The organism is Roseivirga ehrenbergii (assembly GCF_001593005.1).
Classification (GTDB): Bacteria; Bacteroidota; Bacteroidia; order Cytophagales; family Cyclobacteriaceae; genus Roseivirga; species Roseivirga ehrenbergii.
The window spans coordinates 66,698-84,718 of record NZ_LQZQ01000049.1 but is presented as its reverse complement, the minus strand read 5'-3'; the positions used below and the strand labels follow the sequence as shown (position 1 = coordinate 84,718).

Below are 18,021 nucleotides of genomic sequence, written 5' to 3'. Positions count from 1 at the left end.
CCATTTAACCGACATTCCTGTTTTTATCATTAAGGAATATTCTAAATTGTGAATTCAAAAAACGCTTAAGACATGACCCGTAAATTGAATTTTTTAGTTGCTACAGCTCTTCTCTTCTCTTTCAATTCAATGGCCTTTCAAGGGCAAAAACTTGCAGAGCAAGTAGACTTAACCTCTAAGCTTACTGGGCACACCGCCATCAAAGGCGATACAAAACTAAAAGACCGTCATGCACAAGAATCGCGTGAAATAGTAGCTGATTTCTTGAAAGCAGAACTCTCAAAATTCATCGATCAAGTCGAGATTGAGAATTACAGCGTCACGGGAAATAATGTAGTGGGTACTATTATGGCCTCTACAAAAACGGACGAATGGGTGGTTTTAGGTGCGCATTATGATTCCGTAAAAGACAGCCCCGGAGCAAATGACAATGCTTCGGGCACTGCTTTGGTCTATTCAGTGGCCAAGCATATTGCAGGTTTAAACTCGCGTAAGTACAATGTAAAGATTGTTTTCTTCGATGAAGAAGAGCGCGGCCTAAAAGGCAGTAAGGCTTATGCGAAGAAACTAAAGGATGAGAACTTCAATATTGTTTCCGTGCACACCATTGACCAAATGGGTTGGGACAATGATGGTGATCGTGGTTTTGAGTTAGAAATGCCTACAGAAGCACTAAAAGACCATTACTTGAAAGTGGCTAAAGATTACGGTTATGAATTCCCAATCCATATGTCTACCGTAACTTCTACCGATCACCGTTCTTTCAGAAATGTGGGTTTTAATGCCATTGGTTTAACTGAAGAGTATGTAAACAAAGACACTACTCCGCATTACCACAAACCAACCGATACTTTCGAAACTATTAACTTTGAATACTTAAGGACTATCACTGTGTATGTTCAGAAGGTGTTTGAGGAATTGTTGAAATAAAATATTTTTCAAGTTTTTAGGTACGGAAGAATTTCTGGCATTTGAATTGTCACGGTGTCAGAAATTTTTTAACCATGCAAAAACTCAAATTAACCATCATCATTTTTCTGGGCTTCGGTGCTAGTGCATTGGCCCAAGACTTTTTAGCACCTTACTCGAGCTTTATTGGAAACAACACCAGTTACGTGATTACACAAGCTGGTGACAGTATTACTGGAACATTAAGGAGCGTAAGCCAAGACAATGGCATTATAAAACGTGTTGTACTACTCGGTGAAAACAAACAGGTTCACAAATTTGGAGCGGAAGAATTGAGGCGTTTCGCCTTAAAACCCGATGATTTCGCCAAAATGGATGCGATTTCCGATAACTCCTTCAGCATAAGGCAAATGACAAAAACGGATTATCATGAAATTATTCAACGAGAATGGCTGATATACGAAACTCAACAGCTACCGAGAAAAAAGAACAAATTTGGAATGCTCCAATTGCTCAACCCAGGCTTCGACCAGCACATTAAGGTTTATCATCATCCCTTTGGATCAAAGTCAATGCCTGTAAAGCTAGCTGGAATTAGAGTTATTGGAGGAGAAGATCGCACACTTTTGGTGGTCAAAAACGGACAACAGGCACAAATTGTCCGCAAAGTTTCTTACGACAAAAGTTTTACTGAGCTATTTTCTGACGAGTTAGAATTAATGAATGAGGTAGACCGTAAGCCTAAGTTCAAAAATTTTGCAGCGCATATTTTTGCTTACAACGATTTGAAAGGTACCGTGTACTACTATGCCACTAGCATCAAATAATTGAACAGCTTTAATCTTTTCAATCCTAACTGTTTACGATAATAGTTAGGATTGAAAAACATAAAACCGCTGCATAATTATTAATCCATTAGGCTTAACCCTATTTTTGCCTTTCTTATAAAATCAAATTGATATGCTCGGTTTAAAACTCGCTACCGACCCACGTTGGGCACATTTAGCAGAAACTAATATTGAAGAAATTCTAACAGACCATGCTTGGTGCGAACAAAAAGCAGCTACCAATGCCATCACCATTATTGCGGGAAATTCGGAACATACTGAACTGGTTACTGAACTACTAATTTTGGCGCAAGAAGAGCTTGAGCATTTTAGAATGGTGCACGAAATCATCAAGAAACGTGGTTATACTTTAGGGCGAGAACGAAAAGACAGCTATGTCAATGAGCTGTTTAAAGCGAGAATTAAAGGGGGCAGCAGGCAACAAAGCTTGGTAAACCGACTGCTATTTTCTGCCATGATTGAAGCCAGAAGCTGCGAACGCTTTAAAGTACTTTCAGAAAATATAAAAGATGAAGAATTGTCTAAATTCTATTACCAGCTAATGGTCAGTGAAGCGGGGCATTATACCACATTTCTAGGTTTTGCCAGAAAGTACGGTGAAGGTTTAGATGTAGATAAGCAATGGAAAGAACTAATTGAAATTGAAGGCGAGATTATTCAACGCTACGGTAAATCAGAGTCCATTCATGGTTGAGTGGATCAAATTCTAGCTTAAATCGTCTTATAATCGCTATAAAAAACAAAATAGCCCTACCAAGAAGTTTTTGGAAGGGCGATTTTCATTAAAAGAATCAGATTTAATTATTATTCAACCGAATCATTACAGGCCTGTGGTCAGAAACCTGCGATTCAAATGTAGTTTGACAATTGTCGAGTTTCAATACTAAGGTTTCTGTTGCCTTTGTGAAAAGCTCATTAGTGATTAGAATTTGATCGATTTGGCTTGGCCAAGAAGGGTATGACCATTCACTTGAAGGCCCTTGAGCAATAGGCATGGTAGCAAATTTATAGTTCGCATTGTCATCAATAAAGTTCTGATAAACGTTATCCGCTTGGTCAACAATTTCATCATTAAAATCTCCGAGTAAAATCACATTCTCATTCGGTAAATTAGTATCAATGTAGTCTTTCAGTAATACAGCTCCACTTCTCCTTCTGTCTTCTGAACCATTACAACACTTCATATGAACATTGATGATGTTTACTGTCAACCCGTTTATGTGCTGAAATTTCATATATAATGGCCTTCTTACACTAGTGAAAGCAAAATTGTAATCGTCATTACTGCTTTCTGGAAATAGGTTTTCAGGTTGTGTCAGCACGGTGATTTCGGAAGTTTTATACATATAGCCCACCCACTGTGAGCCTGCATAATCCTCAACATGACCAGACCAGCCATCTAAAGCATCCACAAGGGCATTAAATTCTGACTTTGAGGTAATCTCTTGAAGCGCGATTACATCCACATCTGTATCTTCAATGACTGTTTTTACCGCAACCGCAGTATTGGTGTGCACCGGGAAATTTTCAACATTCCAAGTCACTACCTCTAAAGTACTCTCTCCAACTTCTGGCAAGCAAGCATCGTAATTTGGGGTTTCTATCACGGGAGTTGGAGCTGGAGTATCTCCTCCCCCACAGGCCGTCACCAAAAAACACACTACCACTGCTAATCTCCACAACTTCATATCACTTTCTTTTTTTGTGCAAAATTAAGCGATATTTCATGCATTGCATGATTAATCTCTATCAATTCGTATTAAGCTAACATTACCTTTTTGCACTGAAAGTCCAAGATTTACTCACAAATACGGCCATATAGTTTCCAGTTAGAAATCACCTTTACATAATCTCCTTCTACTTCATTCATTTCTTTGACTGACCTCCATTTGGCATTTGTTGTATTATAAATACCTGAGGCATCATAAGCCGCCACCTTCCCATCTATTACAGGTACATGTATTTGGCCTACATCTTTCATCTTCACCCAAACCTCCACCTCAAATGCTTCCGCTTTAGGATTAATTAAGTAGGTAAACGTTTCAGCTTCCCAAGTTTTCAAGTCTACCTCGCCTTTTGATTTTTTTACTATTACATCCTCAGTTTTGAAATCATCCAAAGTCAGTTTGAATCTAATTTTGACTCCTTCGTGCATACAAAATGTAACGGCTTCTGTTCCAAAATCAAGTTCGGTAACCGTAAGTTTTGGAGTGTGTTTTAATTGATGAACATTTGGAAGTTGCATACTGGACAGTACTACCGAAATCAGCACTGACCACAGAACGAAAGAAATTCTAGAAACCATATTTACCAATACTTTTACTTGTTGAATAAGCTATTGTAACCTCTCTTTCATCACTTTCCAGCCCGCCAAAAAAGTAACTAAAAGTGACAAGGCAAGAATAGTCATTTGATTTAAGCCCTCAAAAGCAAAACTACTTCCCACTGCAGCGTAACCCGCCTTGAAAACATTAATAAAACCCAAAACGCTAGCAACAAAAACCGTAATCAACATGGCTAAATTCATTCCAATCCCATTCCTATATACTTTGAGGTAATTTGAATTATTACAGATCAGCCAAAGAAAAATAGCGATCACGGGAAGTATCAACCCGTTGGCCGCTTGGGCTAAAATTATTACAGGAATGGGCTTTACGCCCGTTACACCAAAAACTAAGCCCGTGAGCATTACACTCCCCCATGCCAATCTATATTTTAAACCATTGGCTTCCCAACCTTTTTTGCTTTTGGCCACACTCTTTAAAGTAATGGCCGCTGCTAATGGTGCTGTTATGCTGGAAGTAAATCCTGCTGCAAAAAGGCCAATTGCAAAAGTATAGGACATCCAAATACCATTGTTATTGGTTAAGGTAGCGGCTAAATTTTCAAAGCTAAATTCCCCGACTACCGAAGCCCCCGCCAATAAAATGGCCGTAGAGATCAATCCGCCAATTAAAATAGCCAGTACCAAACCAAAACGCATAAAAGACAAGCTTTGCCCTTTCGCCAAGCCCGACCCCATGAAAATATTATAAGGCACAATGGTGGTTCCGACCAAGCCTAAAGTGATCAAAATAGAACCTTCGGGTAAAGAAGGAATGAGAGCGCCCTTCAATAAATCAGCTCCATTAATGGGCGTACTTAAGCCAGAAATTAAAAAAGCGACTCCCATGATGGCCACCACAAAGCCCATGATATTGGCTACTGTTTTCGTTTTACCACTCCACAATACAAAAGTGCTTGCACCTACAATAATCAAAGTGAAAATTGCGGGTTGTACACCCGTAAAAATTAGCGCAACACCAGAAATAGCCCCTAGAATATTCCCTGCTTCATAAGCCGCACAGCCCAAAAATATGGCAACTCCAATGCTCAGTGCTACTCGCTGCGACTTAAACCTATCTTTAATTGCTTCGCCCAAGGTGAGTTCAGAAGCAATGGTAATTCTAGCAGCCGACTCTTGTAAGATGATACAGGCAAAAATAGAAAAGACCAATGCCCAAAGTAAGCTATAGCCATAACCAGTGCCAGCGGCTGCAGCTGTCGTTACGGTACCAGGACCAATAAAGGCTGCAGCAATGACCATCCAAAAAAGTAAACTCCACAGTTTTGATTTCATTCGGGAAGATATGAAAAGATTACAAAAGCTTGTGTGATCGATAATTATGTGATTACTTTAAACTAAATAAATAGTTTATGATAGGGAAACGCATCTATTTACTAGCTATCATCTCATTGATCAGCTGTAAACCTGAACCCGTTGTGTTGAAAAAAATCAACGCATTGGAACTTGCCGTTTACCCCTTCGATGTATTGACACCTCTTGATTCAACAAGTATTTTAGCGTTGGCAGAAAATGACAATCTAACTGGGTGGAGTGATTTAGAGAGTCTCCTCATGGATGACTATCCTGATGGTGACTGGGAGTCACTTCTTGATCAAAGAAAGCAAGCATTTACAAAAAAATTTATTGATCAGCGGGAATTCTATGAGTTCCCATTTGAGGCTGGGGCAGCTAAATACTCATTCATTCTTATTAATTTTCAGGGCGATTTTGATGAAGATGATAAGGATATTACGGTCTATTCCAAGCCCCAAAAAAATGACAATGAATTAATTGTGATTGCTGAGTACACTAATCTCATGGGAATTACGGAATTCACAAAAATCACGGAATGCACCTTTTTGGAAGGTGGAAATATTATTACACAAACGTTCACCAAAAATTGCTCCGATGTATTATCCGAAGATGATAAAACAACTTGTTTTTCAGATACTCTTAAAGTGACGTATAGAACAAATAGGAATGGTGAATTAAAGGAAATCAAGAGACATCAAATTAAATCTTCTTATGAATTATAAGTCCATTGGATTTATCAAAACCATAGTCTTAACCTACTTTAACAAGAAAACCAGTCAAAACTATTGAGGCTTATGACTTAAAAACATACCTTCGGAAGTATAATTAAAACATGAAACGATCTACCCTGTCTTTTATCATTTGGTTTAGCTGCTGTGGGTTTTTACAAGCCCAAAAAACTTGGGAGCATAAAGGCATTTCCATGACTCAACTGGACACCCTTGCCGATGGATATGAAGCTTTAAGAGGCACCTTCACTATTAAAAATTCAAGCATCTATGAAGTCATGAACCTGATTTTAGATGTAGATGGCTACAACTGGGTAGAAGGCGAAAGCAAATCGAAAATGCTCTTGGTAGATAAACAAGACTCTTCATTTACCTTCGATTTCTTTGTCGACATTCCTTGGCTCTTTGTTAAGAAAACAGGCCGAGTAAAAGTAGATGTCAGGTACGAAAACGAGACCTTTCATACTCTTTCCAGCCAAATAAAAGAGTATAACAGAAATAAGGACTACGATTTAATGGATTTCTATTCTGCTCAATGGAAATTGCAAAAGCACGGGGAAAATGATGTAAAGGTTAACTACTTGGGCGTATACCAAGACCAAAAAATGGTGATTAACCTTAACAGCATTATTATCAGTAGAATTAGAAAACGATTGAGCGGCACGCTGTATAACCTAAAAGTAAGGGCATCGGAAAAAGTAAACCCCGTTCAATCACTGACATGGCCAATTGAAAAAGCCAACACCCAGTTCAAGTCAGATAGAAATCAGTAAATATCTTTATTCCTGTCAAACTCACTTGAATAAATTTCTTAAACCAATATGAATATTTAGTTCTCTTGGCGTTATTCACGTGTACAAATTCATTTACTTTTTAGATGTCAAAAATTAAAGTTGCGGTGGTTTTCGGTGGGCGATCTACCGAGCACGAAATTTCCCTTATATCTTCAGAAGGTATTCTGAAACATATTAATAGATCGTTATTTGAAGTCATTCCGTTACGGATTGACATTGGAGGCCATTGGTTTTTACAAGACACTGAAAACACACATGATAAAGTAGGAACCTCTGTAACCTTGATTCAGGGTGAGAAAGGAGCTGCGGTGTTAGAAAACGGCTCTGGAAAAATATTGAGAGAAATCGACATTGTCTTCCCTGTGTTACATGGGGTTTTTGGGGAAGACGGAACCATTCAAGGCATGTTGAAAATGCTCAATGTGGCCTTTGTAGGCTGCGGGGTTTTAGCTTCTGCTACTTGTATGGACAAAGATGTAACCAAACGTTTGTTGCGCGATGCCAACATTGCCATTGCTCCATATGTTTGCGCTACATGGACTCATCAACCTAATTTCGAAAAGGTAGAACAAGAGCTTGGTCTCCCACTTTTCATCAAGCCTGCTAATTTAGGTTCTTCCGTAGGTGTGCATAAAGTAAATTCCAAAACGGAATATGATGCGGCCTTACAAGATGCGCTAAAGTACGACAGTAAGGTACTTATAGAACAGAATATCAACGGACGCGAAATCGAAGTAGCGGTAATGGGCAATGAAAAGCCACAAGCGTCTTTACCTGGCGAAATAGTAAACACGGCTGGTTTTTATGATTTCGAATCGAAATATGTAAGTAAAGATGCTTCGAGCATTCATATTCCTGCTCAATTAACAGATGAGCAAATCAACGATGTGCGAGAAATAGCCAAGAGAGCATATACCACATTAGGTTGTGAAGGCCTCGCCCGTGTCGATTTCTTTATCAGCACCGATGGAACCATTATGATCAACGAGATTAATACGCTTCCAGGTTTTACGCCAATTAGTATGTATCCAAAAATGTGGGAAGCCACAGGAGTAAGTTATACTGAGTTAATTGAGTTGCTTATTCAGTTTGGCTTGGAAAGGTTTGAAAGAGAACGACAGTTAAAAATTGTTGCTCGGGAGGTGAAATAATCCATTCAAACGACACCATCAAATGCGTTTAAGATTACTCATAAAAAATTTATTACTCGTTATGATCACACTGTGCTCTAACGTTTATGGGCAAAACCAAACGAATGAACAGAAGCTCCCCGATGAAATCATCTATGTAAGTAATCCGAACCGAGGCGATGATCTTTGCATTTCAGAAATTGAGCGTGCAAAAAAAGATATAGCCAACGGTAAAATTGTTTTTACTCAACAGGTTGGATTCCTTTATGGATATATCAGATACGAGTCTGAATTAAAACAAATCTGCAAAGAAAATGGGCTTGAATTTGACATTGAGCTTATCAGCGATGTGCAGTTTGACGGAGAAACTCAGGGCTGCTATGGCTACTACATGGACAAGGTAATCATTGAAAAATATGGGTTAGGATTTAAAGAAAAAATCCACCTAGAAGCTGACAGTCTCTACTTTTCTTTAATTCAATCAGAAAATCGGCTTGTAGATTCTTTCGACTGTGATAAGCAACCAAGACTACCAAATGAATTAAGTGAAAGAGATATTTATCTACTTAAGGTTTCAGATATAGACATCCAAGAGAAAAGTGGTGAAAATGGAGGTTGGCCATTTTTTGATGTCGGGTTTATTATTGAAAAGGACTGTACGATCTCGGAATTCAGAATAAACAACTTTGTACCTCAGCACGAAAAAAATAAGAAGTTTAAAGAAGAGCTCTTTTCAAAAGTTACAGAACACATCAAACAAAAATACCCTATTTGGATACCGGGAAAAATAAAGAACACACCTGTCAGGACTAATGCCAATGCCAGATTCTTCATTGAGAAGAAGCAGTAGCCTCCTTAGTTCATTTACCTATTTTAGCCCATGGTGAAAGAGGCCAAATCAATTCTCTAAAACAGATATTCTCTTTTTATTTGCCCTAGCCCTTGACTTTTTAACTTTTAAATAGAAATTGCCTTAAAATTGAATCAGAAATAAACTATGAGCTCACCAAGTCCCAAGCCAAGGGTAATTAAAGATTTTGACAAGCTGGACGTAGAAATCCAAGAGCAAATTAAGCTTGAGTATCCTGAAGGCTTTGAAGACAACCTTATTTACTTTACCAATAAAGATGGTAAACGTGTATCTGCCCTTCCTTTCGAAACTGAGGAGAAATATTACCTTGTTCGAATGACCGTTGAAGAAGCACAACAAATCATTGAAGATGACGATGATTACGATGCAGACGGTAACCTCAAAGATGAGATTAAAGAGGAATACGAAGAAAGACATGCTGAAGATGTGGATGACGAAGACGAAGGTACTGGCTTCGACATTGCAGACGATGAGGACGAAGATGATGATGAAGATTAATCTTCATTCCTCTATTTATCCTCTAACTTAAAACTCACTACTTCCTATAAATTATGAAAATTGGCATTATTGGTGGCACAGGCATGTTGGGTCACCATTTGGCCATTGCTGCTCAATTGCGGCAGTACGAAGTAGTGATTATTCATCGAAAAGACTCCAACCTATCCCATATTAAAGACCTTCAGTTCGAAAGTCGTATTGCCGACCTAAACGATAGAGGCAGTATGATTCGAGCCATGGAAGGATTAGACTATGTAGCCAATTGCGCTGCTTATTACCCCACCGTTCCAAAACCACTCGCCCAAGAAATTAAGACTGCCCGTTTGCAAATGCAGTTCTTTATTGATGGCGTTCGCGAAGCGAAAGTAAGTCGAGCTTTGTATGTGGGCGGCTCCATTGTTTTGCCTAAAAACCCTAACGGCTTAGGCCATGAAAGTCTGAACTACCCTCAAGAACCAGAAAGCACTAATGCCTATTTAAGGGTAAAATGGCTCATGGATTATATGGCCAAAATAAATGCTGAAGACGGCCTGCCTATTGTCATTGGAATTCCAAGTATGACTTTTGGTGAATATGATTATGCCCCTACTACAGGTCGATTAATTCAAGATGTGGCGAATGAAGAAATCCCGGCTTATGTTCATGGACTTCGAAATGCGGTTTATGCTGGCGATGCAGCCCGGGGTTTACTATTGGCATTAGAAAAAGGTCGTTTTGGGGAGCGATACTTGATCACTGGTGAAAATACTTCGATAGAAGAAATCATTAAAATGATTTGTGAAATTGCTCAAGTTCCTATGATCAAAAAGACCATTCCTTTGAACATGGCCAAGTTCATTTCTAAATCACAAGAAATAAAATATACCCTTTTCAGAGGCTCTCCTCCTACTCTTTCCTCAACGGCAGTGGCCATTTTAGCTTACGGTCAGCATTTGGATGGAAGTAAGGCCAAAGAAGAATTGGGTTACGAACCTGACCTTACCGTGAAAGACGCTATCGAAAGAGCTTACAATTGGTTCAAGAAAGAAGGTTATATTGAGTAAATTTTAACTCCATTGCCTTATGTCGATACAAGAGAACCGCCTACTTATCGATCAGTTTTACACTGCATTTGCCCAAAAGAATGCCGAAGCCATGAATGCCTGCTATGCCAAACAAGCAGTATTCGAAGATCCAGCCTTTGGTAGATTAAATGATTCAGAAATCACTTCCATGTGGTCGATGTTGATAGAAAGAGGTGGAAAAGACTTGACGGTGACCCATAAAATTCTCGATGTCACCAACGGAAAAGCCAAAGCTCAATGGACGGCTGTGTACCCTTTCAGCAAAACACAGCGAGTGGTACACAACAAAATTACGGCCGAATTTATTATTGAAGAGGGAAAGATTGTATACCATAAAGACCACTTCAATATGTGGAAATGGTGTTCGATGGCACTGGGCTTGCCCGGAATGCTTTTAGGCTGGAGTGGTTTTATGAAAAATAAAGTTCGAAAAACGGCTTTATCATCACTTCATAAGTACATTCAAAAATGAAACAAATAGACATCAATTGCGATATGGGAGAAAGCTACGGCAACTTTTCAGTTGGCAATGACAAGGCTATTTTTCCTCATATTACCTCCACCAATATTGCCTGTGGCATGCATGCTGGCGATCCTTACCATATTCAGAAAACCATAGAAATGGCCATTGCTCAAGGTGTTCAAATCGGTGCGCATCCTGGCTATCCAGATTTACAAGGCTTTGGTAGAAGGGTGATTCCAATGTCTGCTGAAGAATTATCTGCTTCCATCAAATACCAGGTAGCCGCTTTAAAAGGAATGGTAGAAAGCGCTGGAGGGCAACTGAAATATGTAAAACCGCACGGTGCCCTTTATAATGAAATGGCCATTAATGAAAAGGAGGCTTCCACCGTTGTAAAAGCCATTAAATCCATAGGCCCAAACCTGATGATTATGGGGTTGGCCGGAAGTCATGTAAAACGAATTGTAGAAGCAGAAGGCATGACTTTTATAGCCGAAGCATTTGCCGACAGAAGGTATGAAGCTGATGGAAAACTAATGAGCAGAGCAAAAAAAAACTCAGTAATTCATAATGCCGAAGAGGCCGCCAATCAAGTATTGTCGGTGGTTAAGGATGGCTATACCCAAACGCTAAATGGTGAAAAGGTTGAATTGCAAGCGCAAAGCTTTTGCATTCATGGCGACAATCCTCAGGCGGTGGAAATTCTAAAAGCCATTAAATTAGGTTTGGAAGAAAACGGAATAACTCAAAAAGCTTTTTCAACACCATGAAAATTGTGCGCTTTGGCGACTCAGCTTTGCTCTTAAACTTTGAGCAGAAAATTGATGAAGCCATCAACAATCAAGTGCTTTCACTGTATAAACAACTTCAAGAGATCAAAGAAGTCACTTTTCTTATTCCGGCTTATTGCTCGTTAACGGTGGGTTTTAGTGAGAACACTTCGTTCAAAACTCTCTCTAAACAAATTGAAGAACTAAACTCAAAAAGCCAATCGACAGACCTAGAGTTAAACTCAAAAATCATTGAAATTCCTGTTTGCTATCAGACACCTTACGCGCTCGACATGAATGAAGTAAGTGAAAAAACTGGCCTGACTCAGCAGGAAATCATTGATACTCATTGCCAAGAAACTTACAAAGTATACATGCTCGGTTTTGTAGCGGGCTTCGCCTATTTAGGCAGTTTGCCCGAGCAATTATTCTGCCCTAGAAAAGAAGAACCAAGAAAAGAAGTTTTGGTTGGTTCAGTCGGCTTGGCGGGTTTGCAAACCGGTATTTATCCAGCCAATGCACCGGGCGGATGGCAAATTATAGGCCGGACTCCCATTCCTACTTTTAACCCCAAAGCGGAGAAACCCACGCTTTTCAAAGCGGGTGACGCTGTCAAATTCAAGCCTATTTCCACTTCAGAATTTGAGGAAATAGAAAAGCGAGTATCCAGCAATACATTCAACTTAGAAGAATATTATGGCTAGGCTACATTTTCTAAAATCGGGTTTACAAACTACCATACAAGATTTGGGTAGACAGGGTGTGCAGGATTTGGGCATCCCCATTAACGGAACTATGGACAAAGCTTCGGCTCAACTTGCCAATCAGTTGGCTGGCAACGATGCTAATTCCCCGGTTTTAGAAATCGCTTTACTAGGGCCGAAAATTCAATTCGAAGACCCATGTCAAATTGCTATTACTGGTGCTGACCTTTCTGCCGAAATTAACGGAAATACAATACCACTATTCAGAACAATAAACATTGAACATGGGGATGTATTGAGCTTTGGTAAACCCCTTACAGGTTGCAGGGCTTATTTAGCCATTAATGGAAAGTGGGACATTCAAAGTTGGTTAGGGAGTTGTAGTGCTTCGGCTACCAACACTGCCCAAACTACGCCTGACAGTATAATCGTCAAAGATCAAATCTTAGAGATCATCCGTGGTAAAGAACAGCCTATTATTGCCATTTCTGAAAGTGAAAGACTAAGTTTATCCATTGAAGCACCAATAAAAGTGTATCCTGGACCTGAGTTCGATGCTTTTTCTGACATTGAAAAACAAAGCTTTTTTGGCAACAGCTTCACCATTGGCCCAGATTCGAATAGAATGGGTTATAGACTAAAAGAAGCACTTAGCGGCTATACTCAAAAGAAAGAGGTGATTTCGTCAGGAGTGATTCCAGGTACCATACAAATTACAAATTCTGGTCAACCCATCGTTTTAATGGCCGATGCCCAAACCACAGGCGGCTACCCAAGAATTGCCAATGTAAGTTCAAATGATTTAGACCGATTGGCTCAATTTAAGCCTGGTGACAAAGTGAAGTTTGAATTGATTAGTTTTAAATAGTAGTCCCTTAAAATAGACAAGGCGATCTCCGTCTGAAATCGCCTTAATCAACCTTAAACTAAACTACTAGCTATACTATTATTTCAATCGATAGTATTTCGTGTTATACAAAGACGACAAATAATCTGCCTGTCTGTAAATTTTCAAACCTTCTTCGCTTAATTCAGAAACCATACCTTGTAAAACCAAGTTGCCTTCCGCATCGAATACTTTTACAGTTTGAGGAGCTTCTTCGAACACCATTGGACTTGGTTCCATGTATGCGTCAACATACTCTTGAACATCCTCTAAATAGGATAAGTCTTCTTCGAAAATTGGGGTGTTGGAATCATTAGATTTAGCGTCAACCGATGTAACGATTGTAATTGCTAAAAAAAGTGCGATTAACGCAGAGATGTTTTTTTGACCTAGATTTTTCATGTTGTTGTTTTGATATTTTGAGTTACCGCCCGACCAAAGGCGGTTAATTTTAACCTTATTGTTTTTAACCTTGCCAACTTCTTTCCAATCGGCATGCCAAAACAGTTATAAACCTAAAAATCAAACACTTAACTCAAATCACAATCCATTACTAATAAAAAAGTGTACGAAAACGACCGATCATGTGAACACTTTTGAATACCTAAAAACAGTGAGGTCGGCATTTCTGCCGACCTCACATAAATTTGTTCAATTGATTAGCACTTAATTCAGCGCTTTGTTTTTGGTTTAGGACTAACGATTTTACTCGCTTTCCGAGGACGGTTAACGCCAAAACTTCCGTTGGCGATTTTGCCTTTCTTGGTTTTTATGTCTCCTTTTCCCATAATATTGATTGTTTAAGATTTACTCATTTTACTAATCAGATAGAAAAAAGTTTCAATCTATCTCCGTTTACGGTTGTGCCTTAATAAATTGCATCGCAAATGATGAATACAGAGAAAGAGATTAACCTGAGCGATTACACTTACTCATTACCTGATGAACGAATTGCTAAATATCCGTTAGCCAAAAGAGATCAGTCTAAGCTTCTGCATTATCATAATGGCTCAATTGAGCATAAGAGTTTTAAGGAGATTGAAGAACTCATTCCTGATCAATCCACGCTTTTTTTTAACAATACTAAAGTAATTCCAGCCCGATTGATTTTTCATAAATCGACTGGTGCTCAAATAGAGATTTTTCTACTCAAGCCCATTTCGCCTTCACCCATCTTAAGTATTGTAATGGAAGAGCGTGAAACCGTGATTTGGGAATGCATGATTGGCAATGTCAAAAAATGGAAGGAAGACATTCCTTTGGTGAGAGAGTTGATTATTGACGACAATAAAATCACACTTCAGGCCAGTATTCACGATCGAGAAAAGCGACAAATTCAATTCAGTTGGAATGACGACTCTATTTCGTTTTCAGAAATAGTTGAAGCTTCTGGTAAGGTGCCACTTCCCCCCTACTTAAACCGACAGCCAGAAGAAGATGACAAACCACGTTATCAAACCGTTTACTCAGCACATGACGGTGCTGTAGCCGCCCCCACAGCGGGTCTACATTTCACTCCAGAAATTCTGAAGTCTTTGGCTAACCGAGGGATTAAAGAAAGTTTCCTTACGCTCCATGTTAGTGCTGGTACTTTTCAGCCTATTAAAACCGAAAATATATTGGAACACCCAATGCATTCGGAACAAATGGTGGTAAATAGACAGAGTATTCAGAGTGTAGTTGAGGCCGAAGGAAAGATCATTGCCATTGGTACAACTTCAATGCGTACTTTGGAAAGCCTTTATTGGTTTGGTGTTCGACTAATAAATGGGAATGAAGATTTCTCCATTCAGAAATTGGAGCCTTACCAATCTAAACATGAAGCCAGTCGTTCAGAAGCCTTTTCTGCCATTCTGAAATGGATGGACAAAAACGAATTAAGTCAAGTAATTGGCACAACAGAAATTTTCATTTTTCCTGGGTACCAATTTAGAGTTTGTGATGGTTTGATCACCAATTTCCATCAACCTGGAAGCACTTTGATTTTACTGGTAGCCGCATTTATTGGCGAAGATTGGCGCAAAGTATATCAAGAAGCTGACAACAATGGTTATCGCTTTCTGAGCTATGGCGATTCATCTTTTTTACTGCCCAAGTAAAGAAATGTGCTATATTGGTAACCACTTATGCAAAATGACTTAGAAGAGGTATTGTCTAGCTATGACCAGCTAATTATCTCTATTAATGATAGTATTCCATTCATCAGCGAGCCTATTTCTTTTTTAGGAATAGAGTTCACCATCGCTGAAGTGGTTCTGCCTGTAGTTTTCTTGATATTAATTAATCTACTGGGTAACCTGGTAAGGTCTATCCTAATTAATAAAGTGTTGGGCAAATACATTGAAGATAGAAAAACAATTCTTTCAATAGGAAACACTACCAAATACATTATTCTGTTTTTCGGTTTGTTAATAGCGCTTACTGCTATTGGAATAGATAAAGACTCAAGTTTAAACTTTGCGCTGGGCAAAACTGGAGAAGACCCATTAATGCTTTTCGAGTTGCTCAGGGTAATTTTCTTATTGGTTTTACTCGTTTTTTTAAGTGGAAAACTTAAAATCATCTTTGTAAAACAAGTCATGAGTCGTTATTCCGATGATATTGGTGTAAACCAGTCCATCGGTACTATTTTTCAATATGTTGCTGTTTTAATTGGAGGTCTCATTATTATACAAAGTACAATTGAACTAGGGTCATTAAATGTTTTGGCAGGTGCACTTGGTGTTGGTATAGGTTTTGGACTTCAGAATATTGCTAACAATTTCATTTCGGGTTTAATTATACTTTTTGAGCGTCCCATTAAAGTAGGTGATCGAATTGAAGTAGGTCAAGTAACTGGCGATATTGTCAGGATTTCTTCAAGAGCTACTACGGTGAGTACCAATGATAATATTTCAATCATTATCCCTAATGCAGAATTCATCAGCAAACCTGTTATTAACTGGAGCCATAGTGGTAGAAATATTCGTTTTCATGTTCCTGTTGGAGTGGCTTATAAAGAAGATCCTGCGCACATTAAATCAATTTTATTGGGCATAGCCACCAAACACCCTGATGTACTACAAACACCTCCACCCGATGTGCTTTTTAAAGAGTATGGTGATAATTCTCTGAATTTCGACTTATTAGTATGGACAAGCACTTATATAAACAGGCCTACCGTATTAAAAAGCCAGCTGTATTACTTGATATTTGAGAAGTTTAAAGAGCACAATGTAGAGATCCCTTTCCCTCAAAGAGATATTCACATAAAATCTGGAAGTGCACTTCCTCAAAAATGATAGAAATCCTTTTTGGCATATTGTTAAAAGCATTTACTTGCACCACTAGGATTTAAGCTAAACATAGCGATTTTCGGATATGACAATGAGAGTAATAATTGCGGGTGTTGGGAATGTGGGATTTCATTTGGCTAAATTACTATGCGCTGAAGGTCAGAACATTGTACTGATTGACCAAGTGGCAGATAAGTTGAAGTCTGCGTCAAACTCTGTAGATGCGTCTACAATTAAAGGAAACTCCACTTCATACAGTGTTTTGGAGGAAGCGGGAGTTTCAGAAGCAGACCTACTTATTGCCGTAACTTCATCAGAAGACGCCAATATAGCCACGGCCATTATAGCCAAGCACTTGGGCGCAAAGAGAACCATTGCAAGAATCTCGAATACCGAGTTTATCTATCAAAAAGATAAACTCAACCTTAAACATCTAGGGATTGATGATATCATTTCTCCAGAGTCGCTAGCCGCCAAAGAAATTAAAAGACTTTTAAAAGAAGTAGCTCTCACCGACAGTTTTGAATTTGAAAAGGGGCTTCTTTCTTTAATTGGGGTAAATATCGCAGAAAACAGCCCTCTGAACGGTAAAACCATGATGGAGGTAGCCAAATTAAATCCTGATCAGAAGTTTATGACCGTGGCCATTCTACGCCACGATGAAACATTAATTCCATACGGAAACACTAAGTTTCAGGTAAACGACCATGCCTATTTTGTAGCACAACCTGACGGGGTTGAAAAACTACTCTTCTTGGCTGCCAAGAAAAAAGAGCCCGTTAAAAGTGTAATGATTTTAGGAGGGTCAAGAGTTGGGTTTCATGCAGCTAAAATCTTAAGTAACCGTTACAATGTTAAAATCATTGAGCGCGACCCTCAGAAGTGTTTCGAACTTGCCGATCAACTTCCTGATGCGATGGTAATTAATGGAGACGGCAGAAATGTAGACTTACTTCATGAAGAAGGCATTAGCGATATTGATGCATTTATTGCTGTAACTGGAAACTCAGAAACCAATATTATTTCCTGTTTGGTAGCCAAAAACAATGGGGTGAAGAAAACCATTGCAATGGTAGAAAACATGGACTACATCCACCTTTCTCAAAGCATTGGAGTGGATACTATGATCAACAAAAAGCTCATTGCAGCCAACTTTATCTTCCGCCATATTAGGCAAGGTGATATTGTATCCATTACCAGTATTCATGGTGTAGACGCAGAAATTCTTGAGTTTGAAGTAAAAGAAGGCTCAAAGATTACCCAGCACCAATTAAGGAACCTTCAATTCCCGAAAACCGCAATTATTGGCGGTGTTATTCGTGATGGCAGAGGTTTCACCACTCCTGGTGATTTTAGATTTCAACCAAAAGACAGAGTAGTAGTGCTATCGAAACCAGAAAGTATCAATAAAGTAGAGTCTTACTTTATTTGATAAATTACA

21 protein-coding genes are annotated in these 18,021 nt (G+C 38.9%); 16 read left to right on the top strand and 5 right to left on the bottom strand.

Annotation, left to right across the window (positions count from 1 at the left end; genetic code table 11):
* Nucleotides 1–72 precede the first annotated feature (72 nt).
* The 3 genes from MB14_RS14745 to MB14_RS14735 all read left to right on the top strand — a co-directional run bounded on the left by MB14_RS14745 (nt 73) and on the right by MB14_RS14735 (nt 2,451).
* Nucleotides 73–930, top strand: coding sequence for a M28 family metallopeptidase (locus MB14_RS14745; RefSeq protein WP_062592916.1), 858 nt, complete (start codon nt 73–75; stop codon nt 928–930).
* A 74-nt stretch (nt 931–1,004) separates the two neighbouring features.
* Nucleotides 1,005–1,736 carry a hypothetical protein gene (locus MB14_RS14740; protein WP_062592914.1) on the top strand — a complete coding sequence of 244 codons (732 nt, stop codon included), beginning with the start codon at nt 1,005–1,007 and terminating at the stop codon, nt 1,734–1,736.
* Nucleotides 1,737–1,869: 133 nt separating this feature from the next.
* Complete coding sequence (locus MB14_RS14735) at nt 1,870–2,451, top strand: MiaE family protein (RefSeq protein ID WP_053224207.1); 582 nt, start codon at nt 1,870–1,872, stop codon at nt 2,449–2,451.
* Nucleotides 2,452–2,554: 103 nt separating this feature from the next.
* Here the strand turns inward: MB14_RS14735 and MB14_RS14730 are convergent, their stop codons facing one another.
* The 3 genes from MB14_RS14730 to MB14_RS14720 form a co-directional block, all read right to left on the bottom strand.
* A complete protein-coding gene (locus MB14_RS14730) occupies nt 2,555–3,445 on the bottom strand; it encodes an endonuclease/exonuclease/phosphatase family protein (RefSeq protein ID WP_062592912.1) in 891 nt (296 codons plus the stop codon).
* A 110-nt stretch (nt 3,446–3,555) separates the two neighbouring features.
* Nucleotides 3,556–4,062 (bottom strand): hypothetical protein, encoded by a 507-nt coding sequence (locus MB14_RS14725; protein WP_062592909.1) that lies wholly within the window; start codon nt 4,060–4,062, stop codon nt 3,556–3,558.
* 30 nt (nt 4,063–4,092) lie between these two features.
* Nucleotides 4,093–5,376 carry an NRAMP family divalent metal transporter gene (locus MB14_RS14720; protein ID WP_084376098.1) on the bottom strand — a complete coding sequence of 428 codons (1,284 nt, stop codon included), beginning with the start codon at nt 5,374–5,376 and terminating at the stop codon, nt 4,093–4,095.
* Between the two features lie 77 nt (nt 5,377–5,453).
* On the opposite strand from MB14_RS14720, the gene MB14_RS14715 reads away from it, so the two are divergent.
* The 10 genes from MB14_RS14715 (at nt 5,454) to MB14_RS14670 (ending at nt 13,287) form a co-directional block, all read left to right on the top strand.
* Nucleotides 5,454–6,119, top strand: coding sequence for a hypothetical protein (locus MB14_RS14715; protein ID WP_062592907.1), 666 nt, complete (start codon nt 5,454–5,456; stop codon nt 6,117–6,119).
* Nucleotides 6,120–6,229: 110 nt separating this feature from the next.
* Complete coding sequence (locus MB14_RS14710; protein ID WP_132643959.1) at nt 6,230–6,898, top strand: SRPBCC family protein; 669 nt, start codon at nt 6,230–6,232, stop codon at nt 6,896–6,898.
* A 104-nt stretch (nt 6,899–7,002) separates the two neighbouring features.
* Entirely contained in the window at nt 7,003–8,070 is a 1,068-nt protein-coding gene (locus MB14_RS14705) for a D-alanine--D-alanine ligase family protein (RefSeq protein ID WP_062592903.1), read from the top strand.
* A gap of 61 nt (nt 8,071–8,131) precedes the next feature.
* Nucleotides 8,132–8,899, top strand: coding sequence for a hypothetical protein (locus MB14_RS14700; RefSeq protein WP_062592901.1), 768 nt, complete (start codon nt 8,132–8,134; stop codon nt 8,897–8,899).
* A gap of 147 nt (nt 8,900–9,046) precedes the next feature.
* Entirely contained in the window at nt 9,047–9,418 is a 372-nt protein-coding gene (locus MB14_RS14695; protein ID WP_053224212.1) for a hypothetical protein, read from the top strand.
* A 53-nt stretch (nt 9,419–9,471) separates the two neighbouring features.
* Complete coding sequence (locus MB14_RS14690) at nt 9,472–10,461, top strand: NAD-dependent epimerase/dehydratase family protein (RefSeq protein ID WP_062592899.1); 990 nt, start codon at nt 9,472–9,474, stop codon at nt 10,459–10,461.
* 19 nt (nt 10,462–10,480) lie between these two features.
* Nucleotides 10,481–10,954, top strand: a complete 474-nt coding sequence (locus MB14_RS14685; RefSeq protein ID WP_062592896.1) for a nuclear transport factor 2 family protein — start codon at nt 10,481–10,483, stop codon at nt 10,952–10,954.
* Nucleotides 10,951–11,715 carry a 5-oxoprolinase subunit PxpA gene (locus MB14_RS14680; protein ID WP_062592894.1) on the top strand — a complete coding sequence of 255 codons (765 nt, stop codon included), beginning with the start codon at nt 10,951–10,953 and terminating at the stop codon, nt 11,713–11,715. Before MB14_RS14685 ends, MB14_RS14680 begins: the two co-directional genes overlap by 4 nt.
* Nucleotides 11,712–12,419 carry a 5-oxoprolinase subunit PxpB gene (pxpB, locus tag MB14_RS14675; protein ID WP_062592892.1) on the top strand — a complete coding sequence of 236 codons (708 nt, stop codon included), beginning with the start codon at nt 11,712–11,714 and terminating at the stop codon, nt 12,417–12,419. Before MB14_RS14680 ends, pxpB begins: the two co-directional genes overlap by 4 nt.
* Entirely contained in the window at nt 12,412–13,287 is an 876-nt protein-coding gene (locus MB14_RS14670) for a 5-oxoprolinase subunit C family protein (protein ID WP_062592891.1), read from the top strand. The genes pxpB and MB14_RS14670 overlap by 8 nt, the downstream gene beginning before the upstream one ends.
* Before the next feature lie 78 nt (nt 13,288–13,365).
* On the opposite strand, the gene MB14_RS14665 is transcribed toward MB14_RS14670, so the two are convergent.
* Together MB14_RS14665 and MB14_RS18845 are read right to left on the bottom strand one after the other, a co-directional pair.
* Complete coding sequence (locus tag MB14_RS14665; RefSeq protein WP_062592889.1) at nt 13,366–13,707, bottom strand: hypothetical protein; 342 nt, start codon at nt 13,705–13,707, stop codon at nt 13,366–13,368.
* Between the two features lie 269 nt (nt 13,708–13,976).
* Nucleotides 13,977–14,093, bottom strand: coding sequence for a 30S ribosomal protein THX (locus MB14_RS18845; protein WP_071426786.1), 117 nt, complete (start codon nt 14,091–14,093; stop codon nt 13,977–13,979).
* Nucleotides 14,094–14,195: 102 nt separating this feature from the next.
* Between MB14_RS18845 and MB14_RS14660 the strand changes: the two genes are divergently transcribed.
* The 3 genes from MB14_RS14660 (at nt 14,196) to trkA (ending at nt 18,012) form a co-directional block, all read left to right on the top strand.
* Entirely contained in the window at nt 14,196–15,404 is a 1,209-nt protein-coding gene (locus MB14_RS14660) for an S-adenosylmethionine:tRNA ribosyltransferase-isomerase (protein ID WP_375596898.1), read from the top strand.
* Between the two features lie 27 nt (nt 15,405–15,431).
* Nucleotides 15,432–16,586 (top strand): mechanosensitive ion channel family protein, encoded by a 1,155-nt coding sequence (locus tag MB14_RS14655; RefSeq protein WP_246032559.1) that lies wholly within the window; start codon nt 15,432–15,434, stop codon nt 16,584–16,586.
* A gap of 85 nt (nt 16,587–16,671) precedes the next feature.
* On the top strand, nt 16,672–18,012 hold the full coding sequence (gene trkA / locus MB14_RS14650; protein ID WP_053224271.1) for a Trk system potassium transporter TrkA: 1,341 nt from the start codon (nt 16,672–16,674) through the stop codon (nt 18,010–18,012).
* Nucleotides 18,013–18,021: the final 9 nt, after the last annotated feature.